Annotated in this window: 15 protein-coding genes, 1 tRNA gene and 2 pseudogenes; 14 read left to right on the top strand and 4 right to left on the bottom strand. The window is 59.9% G+C overall.

The annotated features are described in order from the left end of the window. Nucleotides 1–7: 7 nt before the first annotated feature. The 5 genes and pseudogenes from IU397_RS16395 (at nucleotide 8) to IU397_RS16380 (ending at nucleotide 4814) form a co-directional block, all read left to right on the top strand. Entirely contained in the window at nucleotides 8–1084 is a 1077-nt protein-coding gene (locus tag IU397_RS16395) for an ABC transporter ATP-binding protein (protein WP_204415816.1), read from the top strand. An 83-nt stretch (nucleotides 1085–1167) separates the two neighbouring features. Continuing rightward, complete coding sequence (locus tag IU397_RS16390; RefSeq protein WP_204415814.1) at nucleotides 1168–3657, top strand: heavy metal translocating P-type ATPase; 2490 nt, start codon at nucleotides 1168–1170, stop codon at nucleotides 3655–3657. Between the two features lie 453 nt (nucleotides 3658–4110). Then, nucleotides 4111–4257 (top strand): annotated as a pseudogene (locus IU397_RS16385) (IS30 family transposase); the annotation flags it as partial. A gap of 36 nt (nucleotides 4258–4293) precedes the next feature. Further along, nucleotides 4294–4435: pseudogene (locus tag IU397_RS23975) on the top strand (IS3 family transposase); the annotation flags it as partial. Between the two features lie 302 nt (nucleotides 4436–4737). After that, nucleotides 4738–4814: transfer RNA gene (locus IU397_RS16380), tRNA-Arg, on the top strand. A 39-nt stretch (nucleotides 4815–4853) separates the two neighbouring features. Here IU397_RS16380 and IU397_RS16375 read toward each other — a convergent pair. The 4 genes from IU397_RS16375 to IU397_RS16360 form a co-directional block, all read right to left on the bottom strand. Further along, entirely contained in the window at nucleotides 4854–6065 is a 1212-nt protein-coding gene (locus tag IU397_RS16375; protein WP_204415812.1) for an MFS transporter, read from the bottom strand. A 258-nt stretch (nucleotides 6066–6323) separates the two neighbouring features. Continuing rightward, nucleotides 6324–6821, bottom strand: coding sequence for a GNAT family N-acetyltransferase (locus tag IU397_RS16370; protein WP_204415810.1), 498 nt, complete (start codon nucleotides 6819–6821; stop codon nucleotides 6324–6326). Next, nucleotides 6818–7672 carry a hypothetical protein gene (locus IU397_RS16365; RefSeq protein ID WP_204415808.1) on the bottom strand — a complete coding sequence of 285 codons (855 nt, stop codon included), beginning with the start codon at nucleotides 7670–7672 and terminating at the stop codon, nucleotides 6818–6820. Before IU397_RS16365 ends, IU397_RS16370 begins: the two co-directional genes overlap by 4 nt. Beyond that, nucleotides 7629–7940 carry an ETC complex I subunit gene (locus IU397_RS16360; protein WP_204415806.1) on the bottom strand — a complete coding sequence of 104 codons (312 nt, stop codon included), beginning with the start codon at nucleotides 7938–7940 and terminating at the stop codon, nucleotides 7629–7631. Before IU397_RS16360 ends, IU397_RS16365 begins: the two co-directional genes overlap by 44 nt. A 114-nt stretch (nucleotides 7941–8054) precedes the next feature. On the opposite strand from IU397_RS16360, the gene IU397_RS16355 reads away from it, so the two are divergent. The 9 genes from IU397_RS16355 to IU397_RS23970 all read left to right on the top strand — a co-directional run bounded on the left by IU397_RS16355 (nucleotide 8055) and on the right by IU397_RS23970 (nucleotide 14151). Continuing rightward, nucleotides 8055–8330 (top strand): hypothetical protein, encoded by a 276-nt coding sequence (locus IU397_RS16355; protein ID WP_204415804.1) that lies wholly within the window; start codon nucleotides 8055–8057, stop codon nucleotides 8328–8330. 6 nt (nucleotides 8331–8336) lie between these two features. Further along, the gene (locus IU397_RS16350; protein ID WP_204415802.1) at nucleotides 8337–8705 is read left to right on the top strand and encodes a hypothetical protein; all 369 of its coding nucleotides are present in this window, start codon (nucleotides 8337–8339) and stop codon (nucleotides 8703–8705) included. Nucleotides 8706–8835: 130 nt separating this feature from the next. Continuing rightward, complete coding sequence (locus tag IU397_RS16345) at nucleotides 8836–8997, top strand: hypothetical protein (RefSeq protein ID WP_204415800.1); 162 nt, start codon at nucleotides 8836–8838, stop codon at nucleotides 8995–8997. A 204-nt stretch (nucleotides 8998–9201) separates the two neighbouring features. Then, nucleotides 9202–9672 carry a hypothetical protein gene (locus IU397_RS16340; protein ID WP_204415798.1) on the top strand — a complete coding sequence of 157 codons (471 nt, stop codon included), beginning with the start codon at nucleotides 9202–9204 and terminating at the stop codon, nucleotides 9670–9672. Nucleotides 9673–9684: 12 nt separating this feature from the next. Continuing rightward, nucleotides 9685–10251 (top strand): hypothetical protein, encoded by a 567-nt coding sequence (locus IU397_RS16335; RefSeq protein WP_204415796.1) that lies wholly within the window; start codon nucleotides 9685–9687, stop codon nucleotides 10249–10251. Continuing rightward, the gene (locus IU397_RS16330) at nucleotides 10248–10871 is read left to right on the top strand and encodes an SCO family protein (protein ID WP_204415794.1); all 624 of its coding nucleotides are present in this window, start codon (nucleotides 10248–10250) and stop codon (nucleotides 10869–10871) included. Before IU397_RS16335 ends, IU397_RS16330 begins: the two co-directional genes overlap by 4 nt. 260 nt (nucleotides 10872–11131) lie before the next feature. Beyond that, nucleotides 11132–11356 (top strand): hypothetical protein, encoded by a 225-nt coding sequence (locus tag IU397_RS16325; protein ID WP_204415792.1) that lies wholly within the window; start codon nucleotides 11132–11134, stop codon nucleotides 11354–11356. Between the two features lie 53 nt (nucleotides 11357–11409). Further along, nucleotides 11410–13605, top strand: a complete 2196-nt coding sequence (gene uvrB / locus IU397_RS16320) for an excinuclease ABC subunit UvrB (RefSeq protein ID WP_204415790.1) — start codon at nucleotides 11410–11412, stop codon at nucleotides 13603–13605. Nucleotides 13606–13728: 123 nt separating this feature from the next. Further along, complete coding sequence (locus tag IU397_RS23970; protein ID WP_370541712.1) at nucleotides 13729–14151, top strand: Panacea domain-containing protein; 423 nt, start codon at nucleotides 13729–13731, stop codon at nucleotides 14149–14151. Nucleotides 14152–14245: the final 94 nt, after the last annotated feature.

Below are 14245 nucleotides of genomic sequence, written 5' to 3'. Positions count from 1 at the left end.
CGAACCCATGCCAACCATCCTCGATATCCAAAGTCTCAACAAGAATTACGGCGACCTGGAGGTGCTGCATGACATGTCCATCGCGATGCAGCCTGGTGATTTTCTGGTTCTGCTGGGCGCGTCCGGCTGCGGAAAGTCCACTTTGCTGAATTGCATCGCGGGCCTTGAAGAGATTACGTCCGGCAGCCTCAAGATCGACGGGCGCGACGTGGCGCAGGTCCCACCCAAGGACCGTGATATCGCCATGGTCTTCCAGTCCTATGCGCTTTATCCGACCATGACAGTTGGAGAGAACATCACCTTTGGCATGAAGGTGCGCGGTGAGCCCCGTCAAAAGCGCGAGGCGGAGGCACAGCGTGTCGCCGAGGTCCTCCAAATCGACCACCTGCTCTCGCGTAAACCCGCTGCCCTGTCAGGGGGGCAACGACAGCGCGTCGCCATAGGGCGGGCACTGGTTCGCGACCCAAAGCTGTTTTTGTTCGACGAACCGCTCTCGAACCTCGACGCGCTGCTCCGTGTCGAGATGCGGGCAGAGATCAAGCGCCTGCACCGCGAATTCGGCGCCTCCATCGTCTATGTCACCCATGATCAGATCGAGGCGATGGCCCTGGCCACCAAAATCTGTGTCCTGAAAGACGGCGCGATCCAACAGGTCGGCACCCCTGATCAGGTCTATAACAGCCCCGCCAACACTTTTGTGGCGGGCTTCATCGGCTCTCCTCCCATGAATCTGCTGCCCGCGCAGGCCACGGGGACCGGCATGGCCCTAGCCGGGGATCCATCCCTGACGGTCGATCTGAACGGACTGGCGACCGGGGAGAATGATCTGACCTTTGGCGTGCGCCCCGAAGACCTTGAGATCGTGCACACCGATGATGGTCGCCTCTCAAAACCTCTACAAGTTGCGGATATCGAAGATACCGGCGCTGACCTCTTCGTCACCCTTAACGCAGGTCAACAAAATCTGACGGCCCGGTCCACCCGCCGCAGCGGCATCGCCATCGGCGATATGGTCGGCCTATCCTTTGACGCAGCGCGCACCCATCTGTTTGCCCCCGACGGTCAACTGGCCGAGGCGCGCTAGGCCGGCAGCATCGGCGCAAACGCCCTATTGACCTTCCGCCCGCCAACCACCCTATGTGACGGGAATAACAGCAGGCCGTCAGGATGACACAGGACCACGCGATCAAAATTGGGGTGACCGGCATGAATTGCGGGTCCTGTGTCGGTCGCGTTGAGCGGGCATTGGCCGCTGTGCCCGGTGTCACGAACCCCCAGGTCAATCTGGCAACCCATGGCGCGCAGATGCAGTTGGCGGATAAAAGCATCCTCGGCGATGTCATCCGCGCGTTGGAAGCCGCCGGATATCCCCCGCAATCCGCCATAGTCCAGCTTTCGGTCTCAAACCCGAGCGAACCGGCCGTCGCCGCGTTGCGCGATGTTCCCGGGGTTCTGGATGTCGCCATTGATCCAGACGGCGCGCATCTCACCCTGCGCGTGGCAGAAGGCGGCGTGACAGCCGCAACGCTGGCGCATCTCAGCACCGCCGCGGGCTATCCCGCCCGTCCCCGCGGGGACAGGTCGGCACCATCGCCCCAAGATCGCAGCGCTGAGGAAGTCGCCAACCTGCGCCGCATGGTTCTGATTGCCGCTGCGTTGACCCTACCCGTCTTTGTGCTGGAAATGGGGGCTCACATGGTTCCGGCGCTCCACCATTGGATCGCACGGACGATCGGCCTGGATACAAGCTGGCTGATCCAGTTTGGCCTCACCACGCTTGTTCTGGCCTGGCCCGGGTGGCAGTTCTATCGCCTTGGCCTGCCTGCCCTGGCCCGTGCGGCACCTGACATGAACAGTCTTGTCGCCTTGGGCACCGGCGCGGCCTGGACTTTTTCCACAATCGTCGTCTTTGCCCCCGCCCTGCTGCCCGCAACCGCCCGCGCCGTGTATTTCGAGGCAGCCGCCGTCATCGTGACACTGATCCTGCTGGGTCGCTTCCTGGAAACCCGTGCCAAGGGCCGGACCGGCGCAGCCGTCCAGAAACTGATCGGCCTGCAGGCCAGAACGGCACGGGTCACGCGCGATGATGAGATCATCGAATGCCCTATCGAGCACATCGTGGGCGGCGATATCATCCATGTCCGACCGGGCGAGAAGATCCCCGTCGATGGCATCGTCAGATCCGGCATGTCCTATGTCGATGAAAGCATGATCACAGGCGAACCGATCCCCGCCGCGAAACAGGACGGGGCCGCGGTTGTCGGCGGAACCGTGAACGGCACCGGCGCCTTGACGGTGCGGGCGACGGATGTCGGCGAAAACACCAAGCTGGCCCAGATCATTCGCATGGTTGAGGCCGCACAAGGCGCCAAGTTGCCGGTACAGGATCTGGTCAACCGGATCGCCCTTTGGTTTGTGCCCATCGTCATGGGCCTGGCGGCACTGACCATGCTTGTCTGGCTGATACTTGGCCCCGATCCGGCGCTCAGCCACGCCCTGGTCGCCGGGGTCGCAGTGTTGATCATCGCCTGCCCCTGCGCCATGGGTTTGGCAACGCCCACCTCCATCGTCGTTGGCACCGGGCGCGCGGCAGAGCTGGGGATCCTGTTTCGCCGTGGAGATGCCTTGCAAAGCCTTCAGACGGTTGAAACCATCGCTTTTGACAAGACCGGAACCCTGACCCAGGGCCGCCCTGACCTGACCGACCTGATCGTGACGGATGGATTTGAAGAGGATGACGTGTTGCGCCTGATCGCCTGTGCTGAGGCGATGTCGGAACATCCGGTCGCCCAGGCCATCGTCCGGCATGCGAAGGACCGCGGCGTCTCATTTGAAGAGCCGACAGCTTTCTCCTCACTCACCGGGCTCGGGGTGACGGCACAGGTTGCAGGGCGGCAGGTCCTGATCGGGGCTGACCGTCTGATGGCGCAATCCGGCATCTCCCTGGATGGGCTGAAACCTGCGGGGCAACAGCTTGCGTCGGCAGGCAAGACCCCCCTTTTTACGGCCATCGACGGCAAGATTGCCGCCGTGATCGCCGTGGCCGATCTCATTCTGCCAACAACTCCCGGGGCCATTGCCACATTAAAAGCGCAGGGCTTGAACGTCGCGATGATTACCGGTGACAATGCGCAAACCGCTCGTGTCATCGCAGATCGTTTGGGCATCATCACCGTCACTGCAGAGGTCATGCCAGATGGTAAGGTGGCCGCAATCGACGCCTTACGCGCCCATGGCCCCGTCGCTTTTGTGGGGGACGGGATCAATGACGCCCCTGCCCTGGCCCAGGCGGATGTGGGTATCGCCATCGGGGCCGGAACGGATGTCGCGATCGAGGCAGCCGATGTCGTGCTGATGTCAGGTGATCTGTCCCGCGTGACGTCGGCCCTGGATATCAGCCGGCGCACCATGGCCAATATCAAGCAAAACCTGGTTTGGGCCTTTGCCTATAATGTTCTGTTGATCCCGGTTGCGGCGGGCGTGCTCTACCCCGTCTTCGGTCTGCTGCTCTCCCCCATCCTGGCCGCCGGAGCCATGGCATTGTCCAGCGTTTTCGTCATCACAAACGCGCTGCGCCTGCGCTGGGTCACATCTGGTCTGACCCGATCCGACGCACCTAACCCGCATCTCCTGGGGCAAGCCGCCCCGGCGGAATAGGCCCCATGGGCACCGGTGCGAACCCGCCATGGATGCGCCGGGACCATTGATGGCGATCTGGGCGCAAGTCCAAAGTGAGCCCGGCACACCGTTCACCCTAATCGGGCATAGTGGGCCTATCGACGGATCGATGCCGCCACACTGACTCATGCTCGCAGTGGATGCTGCGGGTACTCGGAATACGCAAAAAGGTTGGCCCGATTTACCCCGCATGGCCGTGCATCTGATGAACATGTCCGATGCCGTTTTCAACCCGACTGCGTTGCACTTACAAAAGATCGTCCCCTCGACTCTTGCCGCAATAGCGGGCGATCTGCCCACGAGACGCCGACCGAGATCAACCTGATCAATACTGAAATCCGCAGATTGGACCTGTCGCGGTTTGATAGCGCTCTTTGATAGCATTTACGGTAACTCGGGAGATGGACTGTAGGATTGAAACGGACAGAGGAGTTGCGCCAGTACTTTCCAAAGGGCACGGATCTCAGCACCCATGATCAAAGCACTCTCAATTCTGTCGCACACACCCTGAACAATCGGCCCAGAAAAACACTCGGATGGAAAACGCCCGCGAAGGCGTTCGAAGAAATCCTGACCTGAGATAAACATCAGCCATTGCGACGACCGCTTGGAGCCGCCCAATACCGTTCGGACGACTGCCAGAAAACCCTGCACCAGCACGGCTTCAAGGCGTACACGAACGGAAAAAGGGAATTGTTACGACAATGCCGCCGTCGAGACCTTCTTCAAAACGATCAAAGCTGAACTTATCTGGCGGCATGGCGCAGCGCGTTAGGTCAGACTGAACACCCCGGTCGAGGCACCGCTATCCGTCGTGTGAAGCTGATAAGCCCGCCGCCCGTCTACTGTCGCCGTCATGTCAGAGCCCCAGCTACAAACATCACCGCCGCGACGGCACTTTTTCCTCCCGCCTGGGGTGAGTTGAAGACGCGAAGGTTAAAGTCGCATGATATTCAGCAACCCATTTTCTTGTGGCGGGCAAGACAAAGCCAATGGGCGCCACAATACCATGAAAGCCCATTGGTTCCGGTCAACAGCGCTGCTATAGCCAAATTCAGCGGTCCCGTAGCTCAACTGGATAGAGCACCTGACTTCTAATCAGGATGTTGGGGGTTCGAGTCCTCCCGGGATCGCCAGATGTGCTCGCCGACCGTCAGGTAACACTTCCTTTCGCGTCAAAGGCGGCTGGCGGCGTCGTGGACGTGGGCAATCTTGCGGGTTTCCGTGACGAAGATCGCGGATGCCGCCAACAACAAGATCAGCGCAACGCCTGCCAGCACAGCCCAACCGAACCCGGCGATAATGGCGCCAGCTGCGAACGCAAACAGGGTCGATACTAATGCGATCACGGTGTCATTCGCACCCTGGACCAGCGCCTTTTCATCATCAGTCACGGAATTCGCCAGCATCGTCGTCGCACCGATAAAGCCGAAATTCCAGCCGATCCCCAGCAAAATGAGGGATCCGTAAAAATGAACGGATGTCAGGCCGCTGAGCGCGCCAATCGACGATATAATCAACAGTAGCAGCCCGATCATGGAAATCGGCCCAACACCGAACCGCTTGATCAAGAACCCGGTAAAGAAACTGGGGGCAAACATTGCGACGACGTGCCAGCGAATGACATCGCCAGCCACAGCTTCGCTAAAGCCGCATCCGATCATGGCCAGCGGGGTCGGCACCATCAAGAAAACCATGATCCCCTGGGACACCGCCCCTAGACCGACCGCAAGGCGGACAGGTTTGCGTTTCAACACGTCCAGGGCGGCAAACCGCTGTTTGAGGCTTTGTGATGCGCTATTGGTGGGCGCAGGCAGCTTCGTCAAGACCAACGGGATCAGCCCGACAATCGACAGACCGGCAAGGGCCGCATATGCGCCTGCAAATGGGATCGGCACCAGGGCATCTTTGGCGGCAATGAATATCTGCGGGCCGACCAAAGCCGCGATCAAGCCTGACGTGAGGATCAATGAAATCGCGACCGGTTGCCATTCGGTGCTGACAACCTCGGCCGCCGCAAATCGAAAAAACTGGTAGCAGGCGAGGGCAGCGCCAAGGGCAAGATGCGCGATGCACAAAAGCAAAAAACTGCCCGTGAACAGGGCCCAGACCCCGATCAAGGACCCGATGACGGCACAGGCCGCCCCCGTGACAAACCCGGTCTTTCGGCCCCGCGCGCCCATCAACAGCGAAAAGGGCGCGGCGGCCAGCAACGCCGCCAGCGTCGAAAGGGAGGCAGGCAACGTGGCAAGAGCCGCGGACGGGGCCAACATCAACCCGGCCAGCCCGCCCAGAATGATCATCATCGGCATGGCAGAGCTAAGGATGGCATTCGCCACGAGCAAACCGATATAGCTGCCGTTGCGTGAAATGATCGACAGGCGCATGGTGAAAATCCAGATGAAACTGCTCCATGGCTAAGTAAATCACCGTGTAATTGTTTCAAATGCCGCGATGCCGAAACAGCCGCAAACATCAACGGGCATCCGCGGCCCGGCGGCTGACAACGCCACTCAAACCTTGTGCGCCGTGGGGATCCGGGGGAGTGATGAACAAAGGCTGACCCCAGCGCGCGGTCTATGAATACGCGATATGTATGGTTTGCGCATGGAATGTGTATGCAGTGTGACCCTGGTTTCCGGCGGTCAGTCGGCCAGCCACTTATACATGACCAACGCATCGACGAGTCCCGCCTCGGGGTGGTCAAAGGCGCGGGGCAACCGGCCGACCGTCTTGAACCCCAACCGCTCCCACAGACGGATCGCTCCGGTATTGGTGGCCAGGACAAAGTTGAACTGCATGGCCTTGTAGCCCAAATCGCGTGCCACCTGTTGGGAATGTTCGCACATCAGGTTCGCCAGGCCTTTGCCCCGGGCGGCATCGGCAACCATGTAGCCGCAATTACAGACATGGGCGCCGCCGCCAGCCTGGTTGGTCTTGATATAATACGTACCCAGAACGGCGCCGTTTTCCTCAACAACAAAGGTGCGGCGGGGATGATCGATCCAGATCGCGCGGGCCGCATCCCGCCCGGTTTCGGGGTCGTAGCTGTAGGTTTGGCCCGCCGATACAATGGCGCGAAAGATCGGCCAGATCTTGTCAAAATCCCCCGCATCCGCCACGCGAATTAACGGCCTCGTCATCGTGTTCTCTCGGGAAAAGAGGCATCGGCAAAATGCCCGCGATAGCTGGCCAAGATCCCCAAGGCGATCTGCGCAAAATAGGGCACAGGTTCATGGCCCGCACGGTCCCGTATCCTGGAAATCCGGGCGGACAGGGCCGCGCCGTTCAACCAATCGGCCAAGGCGGTCCGCTCTGCTGTCGGCAGGTAGTTGAGCGCGAACATATCAGCCTTCACCAGATCGTTTTTCATCTTGCACTGCGCCACAAGACCGATCGCGAAATCCCCACAGGCAGCCATACCGAAATCGGGTTGCGCAAACAGATGGTCGAACATCACGCAGATCTCTGCCATAGGCAAACCGCCACACGACAAAAGCTCCAACAGATGGATCGGGGATGTGATCCCGCCTTCGGTCTGGGTGTCGATCCAGCCGAAATGCAACACCATCTGCTGCGCCCAACGGGTATAGATCGCCAGCTGACCGGCGTTCAGAAATCCGCTTGCCCGCACCGCATCGCCGAAACGCAACAGCTCTGTCCCGATCCCGATATCATCGACCAGTTCATCATCTGCCAACAGCTCAAGATAGCGAGGCATCAACGCGCGCAGATCATCCAGATCGTGTGGCACCCCGTGGGCGGAGTTTGAATAGGCCACTATCAGGTCAGGTGGCATCTGACGCACCGGTGTTGCAATGATCCGGTCGCGGGTTTCGGGCTCCATGCAGCAGACCAGACAGACCTCAAGCTGGCGAGAGACATACGCCCGACCGAACGTCGCATAGGCCTCCCCCACCGCCACCATCAAGGGGGCGTGGAATGGGCTGTCAGTGGGTCCAGGCGCCGCGGCGATTGGTGGCGAAGTTCTCACCATATCCTCCGGCCCGGATCACCGGTTTGCGCTTTTTGGGGTCCGTCACCGTGACTTCCAGGCCTTTGTCGCGGGCATAATCCAGCGCGGCCTGCTTGGTGTCGAAATGCAACCGCACCTGGCTTTGTGTGTCGTCCGAACTGGTCCACCCCATCAACGGATCCACCTCGCGGGCGGTATCGGCCACATAGTCAAGCACCCAGCCCTTGGTCTTGGCCGTGCCGGATTGCATGGCGGTCTTGGCCGGTTGGTAGATACGTGCGCGCATGGATGCCTCATTAGGTTGCCGTGCAGCCATATATCGGCCAAGGCCCACGCATTGACAAGGGCGCCGACCGCCGCAGACTGATCATGGTAAACAGGGTGTTTAGCGACGGCAGACATGGCACATACCGCCACATGGCCGCTTGTCTGGTATGCGCAAGGCCCGATCTGGCGGCGCGAAAGCATGGCAGGCCGTATTGTCGCCTGGTCCACACGCTGTGATGGAGGCTGGAAACTTAGGCCCACCGATGGCGACATGACCGAAGTGGAGCGTATGTATTCCGGCCCCAGCTGGACCTTTGCGCTCACGTCGAACGGGCGCGTCTTGATCGACAACCCGGATCAACTGCCTAGGGGATCGCGGTCCGGCCCCGAAGCGCCGCCTGACCTGTAGTGTGATTTGCCAGCGGGCGATTGGTATGCGACCATCACCGCCATAGAATGGGAGGTCGCGCCCGGCGCACAAGCCCCCTGCACCGAGACGTTGCCGAACGACGTCCTGCAATTCGCACCTGCCGCGGGTCTGTCCTGCAACGTGGCACCGACGGGCATGGTCTTTGTCAGCCAAGGCGAAAGCAAGCCGGGTGAGGCCGTGGCAGAGGATGCCGACAGGTTTGCCCTGTTCGATACGCCGATCTTCATGGCGCGCGCGATCACGCCCGGCGCCCTGGGGCAGGTCTGTGACATCAATGGCAGCGGTGGCGCCCCGATTGAGCCGACCACACATATAGGCTGCTTTCGCTGGGGCCTGCGCGGATCGTGGGCATAGAAGGAACCATCCAGAATGGTGACCTGATCAAGGGTCCCGCAGACGCGGCGACACCGCCCAAAGGATATGAAGCGCCGCTTTGGTCCGTGATGGTTGAGCCGATGACCTCCGATCTTACCCTGCTCGTCATTTGGACCTGTCTGCGTTCAGGGCGGCCCTGATCCCTGCCTTGCAGCCAGGCAGCGCGCTTGCCGGGGCGTTCACCACCGGTCTGGCCGAATATCACGGGATCACGCTGTCGGAGGCGGATAATCTTGAGATGTTGGGTGCCTTTGCCCATCGCAACCTGTAGATGACCATGGAGGAGCGATTGGAGCTAGACATCATGGATATGGCCCCGCGCCTTCATCGCCTTTACGCGGTGTTGGCCCGACCTGCATAGGCGTGACGGCTACCCGCTATGGTAGAGAAAATTTTGTTGATCAGTCCAAAAAGAGCTAACCGGTGGAGGTAAATCTGAGGCAGACTTGGTGAAAACGACCAGGGAGACCCAGATATGCCTACCAAACGAAGAGCCACCCTTGCCGCCGGACTGATCACTATCGCGGCGGCCTCAAGCCTGCATGCCGCAGCCCAGGGGGAGCGCGTGACGATCAAGGGGGAGGTCATTGATACTTGGTGCTACTTCTCCGGCGTGATGGGCAGTGCGGATGCTGTTGTGGGTTCGGCCCATCACACTTGCGCCTTGTGGTGTTCGGCGGGCGGCATTCCCGTGGGCCTGCTGGCAGAGGATGGGACGGTCTACATGGTGCTGAAGATTGATGGTGACGATACCTCGAACGGCGGCGACACACAGTTGCAGATTGCCAGTCACACGATCACGGCCGATGGGATGCTCTATCAGCGCGACGGGATCAATTACATCGTCGTGTCCCAGGTTGTGGCCGATGACGACATCATCAACGCGACCCATGATGATTACGGTGTCATCCCCGGCTTTGCCATTCCGAAATCGGCCAAGGAGTAGGGGGATATGCTCATGAAACACCTGATTGCGATACTCGCCCTGCTTGCCGCCCCTGCCGCCGCGCAGGATTTTTCCGAAGGGTCGGAGGCCAAGACATGGAATCTTTATGCGGAAGTTCCGGCCAGGTTTGTCGCCACTGTGGTGGATCCGCTTTGTGAGTTGACGGGGGATTGCCCGGAAAATTGCGGCGGCGGGAAACGTCAGCTTGCCTTGCTGCGGATGGCGGATGACGTGATGGTTCTACCGCTGAAGAACAACCAGCCCGCCTTTACCGGTGCCGCCAATGAGCTGTTGGCCTTTTGCGCGCAGGACGTGGAGGTCGACGGCCTGATGATCGATGACCCGGATATTGGCGCGATGAATGTCTATCTGGTACAAAAGATCCGGGCCGCCGGTACCGGGGAATGGACCACTGCCAGCAAATGGACCACGGATTGGGCGGCCGCAAACCCGAAGGCCGCGGGTAAGGGCCCGTGGTTCCGCCGGGATCCGCGTATCCTCGCCGAGATTGCACGCGAGGGATATCTGGGGCTTGGTGTTGAGGTCGACAAACCATTCATCGAAGAGTGGCTGGAATGATGCGCGCCGCCTTGATCGCCGCCGTTATCTTCTCTGGCCCAGCTTTCGCCCAGGACGAGGCGACCCCGGCGGAAGCGCCGGCCCTCGCAGTGGTGGCACAAACGCCCGCGTCGCCCTCGGGCCTGCCCTTTCCTGTCAAGCTGGGAGGGGCCTTTTCCCTGACCGACCAGACCGGTGCCACCCGAACCGAGGTGGACCCCAATGGCAACTTTCAATTGCTGTTCTTTGGCTATGCGAATTGCGAGGCCATATGCTCGGTCGCGCTGCCCCTGATGGCCGAGACAACGGATCAATTGCGGGATGCCGGGATCGCGGTGCAGCCGGTGATGATCACCATCGATCCGCACCGTGACACGGTCGAGACGATTGGGCCCGGCCTGGCCAAGCATCACGCCGATTTCGTGGGGCTGACCGGGACCGAAGCCGAGTTGGGTGATGTTTACAAGCTTTTCGCGGTTGAAAAGACGCTGGTCTTTGAGGATCTGATCGCGGGCCCGATCTATGCCCATGGCAGCCATATCTATCTTTTGGATGCCGAGGGAGTGGTGCTGACGCTGCTGCCTCCGATCCTGTCACAAGAGCGTATCGCCGAGATTGTGACAGGCTATGCCGGGAACTGACACGGTAGGCGCGCTTTGGTTTAGACCATCGCGCGGGGGACCGAATTGTCGCTCCCCTGATCTGTGCCCCTCCCTCGATCCCTCCCCCCTCCCTCGATCCCTCCCCCAAATTGGGGGAGGGAGGTGGCAGCCGTCGGTCCTCCTGAGCCCGCAGATATCGGCGCTGGCATCTGCTCTGTCGACCGCCATGGCAGGAGCTGCACCGCTGCACCTTGAAGACCTGGAGAAAAACAGCATGTTGTGAAGTCATGGGGATGGCAATGCAACAGACAGATCAAATACGATTCATGACCGTGCTCGGGCGCGCATTCATGGAGCGGGCCTGGCACCCGCAGGATAGTGTCATCTGTCGGAATGCGTTGGGTGACGGTTCGGCATTGAGTTGGTTGAAACAGCAGGCCACGGCGACGCATCATCCACTGCGGTTTTGCGCCCTGAGTATTCTGAAAGATCCGACCGCGGCGCAGGTTGATTTCGCAACCTGACATCACACCCAATCCTAAGCTATTCCGTTTCCAAATCTGCACGAGGCAGGCCCATGCACAACAACTCCCCAGAAGCGATGCCCGTCCTGCATGCTGCCGCACCGGATGTGAAAACCCGCGACAAGCTGGAAGGCGGTGTGGCCTTTCGCATGCAGACCGAGTTCGAACCGGCCGGCGATCAGCCTACCGCCATTATCGAACTGTCCCAAGGGGTGCGGGACGGCGAGCGCGACCAGGTGCTTTTGGGCGCCACTGGCACCGGCAAGACATTCACGATGGCGAAGGTGATCGAAGAGACCCAGCGTCCGGCAATTATCTTGGCCCCGAACAAGACCCTCGCCGCGCAATTATACGGCGAATTCAAGGGCTTCTTCCCCGATAACGCGGTTGAGTATTTCGTCAGTTACTACGATTACTACCAGCCCGAGGCCTATGTCGCGCGGTCCGACACGTATATCGAGAAAGAGAGCCAGATCAACGAACAGATCGACCGGATGCGCCACTCCGCCACCCGGGCCCTGTTGGAGCGGGACGATGTGATTATCGTGGCCTCGGTCTCTTGCATTTACGGCATTGGCTCGGTCGAGACATACGGCGCCATGACCCAAGACCTGCATACGGGCCGCAACTATGACCAGCGCAAGGTCATGGCCGACCTCATCGCCCAGCAATACAAGCGCAACGACCAGGGGTTCCAGCGCGGCACATTCCGGGTCCGGGGCGATGCGCTTGAGATCTGGCCCGCCCACCTGGAAGACCGCGCCTGGCGGCTGTCATTTTTCGGGGAGGAGCTGGAAAGCCTGACGGAATTCGACCCATTGACCGGCGAAAAGACCGGCAATTTCGACCGGATCCGCGTCTACGCCAACAGCCACTATGTCACCCCGCGCCCGACGATGAACCAGGCGGTGATCAGCATCAAAAAAGAGCTGCGCATGCGGCTTGACCAGTTGGTCAATGACGGCAAGTTGCTGGAGGCCCAGCGGCTGGAACAGCGCACCAATTTCGACATCGAGATGCTGGAAGCCACCGGCGTTTGTAACGGGATCGAAAACTATTCCCGCTATCTCACAGGACGCGCCCCGGGCGAACCACCCCCCACCCTGTTCGAGTTCATCCCTGACAATGCCATCGTCTTTGCCGATGAAAGCCATGTCTCCGTCCCGCAGATCGGCGGCATGTATAAAGGTGACTACCGGCGTAAATTCACACTGGCCGAACACGGGTTCCGCCTGCCCTCCTGCATGGATAACCGGCCTTTGAAGTTCGAGGAATGGGATGCGATGCGGCCCCAATCCGTCTTTGTCTCCGCCACGCCCGCCGCGTGGGAGATCGAACAATCGGGCGGTGTCTTCACCGAACAGGTCATCCGCCCGACCGGCTTGCTGGACCCGGTGATCGAGATCCGGCCCGTCGACACGCAGGTCGATGACGTCATGGATGAAATCCGCAAAGTGGCCGAGGCGGGCTACCGCACCCTGGTCACCACGCTGACCAAGCGCATGGCCGAGGACCTGACCGAATACCTGCACGAACAGGGCATCCGCGTCCGCTACATGCACAGCGACATCGACACGATCGAACGGATCGAGATCCTGCGCGACCTGCGCCTCGGCGCATTCGACGTACTGGTGGGGATCAACCTGCTGCGGGAAGGGCTGGACATCCCCGAATGCGGGCTGGTCGCCATTCTCGACGCGGACAAAGAGGGGTTCCTGCGATCCGAGACCTCGCTGGTCCAGACCATCGGTCGTGCCGCGCGAAATGCCGATGGCCGCGTGATCATGTATGCCGACAAGATCACCGGCAGTATGGAACGCGCCATGCGCGAGACCGATCGCCGCCGCGCCAAGCAGATCGCCTATAATGAGGCATACGGGATCACGCCTGAGACCGTGAAGAAGAATGTAGAGGATGTGCTGGCCGGCCTTTATAAAGGCGACGTCGATATGAACCGCGTCACTGCCCAGGTCGATACGGGGCTTGCCGGGGGGAACCTGCAAGCGGTACTCGACGGGCTGCGCACCGACATGCGCAAAGCGGCCGAGAACCTGGAATTCGAGGAAGCCGCCCGCCTGCGCGACGAGGTCAAACGCCTCGAAGCCGTCGATCTGGCCGTGGCCGACGACCCCATGGCCCGCCAATACGCCGTCGAAAAAGCCGTCGACGACGCCCAAAAAGCCTCCGGCCGCTCAACAGCCGGCCGCGGCGGCCAACGCGGCGGCGTCAAACGCCGCAAAAAGCGGTAGGACTAAATCCTTATATTTTATCAACACATCCATTATATTCCAAGTGTAGGGGATAGCGGCAATGCCAAATCACAGTCCGGCCGAGATTGTGAATGAGTTTTTGAAACGCCGTAACTCTTCGACGTGACCACAACAAATGTTGGTACAAAAACTCGTATATGTATATCAAATGGTTGGAACCTTGTGATCAATGGTGAGAGCCTTGTTTCCGAAAGGCCTCAGGCTTGGGACAATGGACCAGTTTATGTATCTTTGTGGAGACACGTGAAGGATTGGGGGTATCAAGGACTAAATTGCCAGTTGGTCATGCCGCTCAGTGGACAGTTGCTTGAAGCAAATTTGACTCAGAACGAAGTCGATCTGATTGATCACGTCTGGTCTCGTTATGGCAATTACAGTGCTAAACAATTATCCGATATGACACATGAACCAGAGACGCCTTGGACGACAGCATATGTAAAGTGGGGACGAAATACTGAGCTTCATGATGATGAAATTGCCGAACACTATCTCAAGCTAGGGTCAGGACTGATAACCAATAGATGACGGTTGCGGCAAGAGCGATTGCGGACAGGAAGACCTTGGGACAGCGGTCATAGCGTGTTGCGACTCGCCTCCAGTCTTTCAGCCTGCCGAACAT

Source organism: Actibacterium sp. 188UL27-1 (assembly GCF_016901225.1).
GTDB lineage: Bacteria > Pseudomonadota > Alphaproteobacteria > Rhodobacterales > Rhodobacteraceae > 188UL27-1.
The sequence above is the reverse complement of the archived record's forward strand: the minus strand, read 5'-3'. Positions and strand labels throughout refer to the sequence as shown.

Excerpts from the sequence above, each read along its gene's own strand:
- IU397_RS16395 (WP_204415816.1), top strand. The coding sequence starts at position 8 with ATGCCAACCATCCTCGATATCCAAAGTCTCAACAAGAATTACGGCGAC.
- IU397_RS16390 (WP_204415814.1), top strand. The coding sequence starts at position 1,168 with ATGACACAGGACCACGCGATCAAAATTGGGGTGACCGGCATGAATTGC.
- IU397_RS16375 (WP_204415812.1), bottom strand. The coding sequence starts at position 6,065 with ATGCGCCTGTCGATCATTTCACGCAACGGCAGCTATATCGGTTTGCTC.
- IU397_RS16370 (WP_204415810.1), bottom strand. The coding sequence starts at position 6,821 with ATGACGAGGCCGTTAATTCGCGTGGCGGATGCGGGGGATTTTGACAAG.
- IU397_RS16360 (WP_204415806.1), bottom strand. The coding sequence starts at position 7,940 with ATGCGCGCACGTATCTACCAACCGGCCAAGACCGCCATGCAATCCGGC.
- IU397_RS16355 (WP_204415804.1), top strand. The coding sequence starts at position 8,055 with ATGGCACATACCGCCACATGGCCGCTTGTCTGGTATGCGCAAGGCCCG.
- IU397_RS16340 (WP_204415798.1), top strand. The coding sequence starts at position 9,202 with ATGCCTACCAAACGAAGAGCCACCCTTGCCGCCGGACTGATCACTATC.
- IU397_RS16335 (WP_204415796.1), top strand. The coding sequence starts at position 9,685 with ATGAAACACCTGATTGCGATACTCGCCCTGCTTGCCGCCCCTGCCGCC.
- IU397_RS16330 (WP_204415794.1), top strand. The coding sequence starts at position 10,248 with ATGATGCGCGCCGCCTTGATCGCCGCCGTTATCTTCTCTGGCCCAGCT.
- IU397_RS16325 (WP_204415792.1), top strand. The coding sequence starts at position 11,132 with ATGCAACAGACAGATCAAATACGATTCATGACCGTGCTCGGGCGCGCA.
- uvrB (WP_204415790.1), top strand. The coding sequence starts at position 11,410 with ATGCACAACAACTCCCCAGAAGCGATGCCCGTCCTGCATGCTGCCGCA.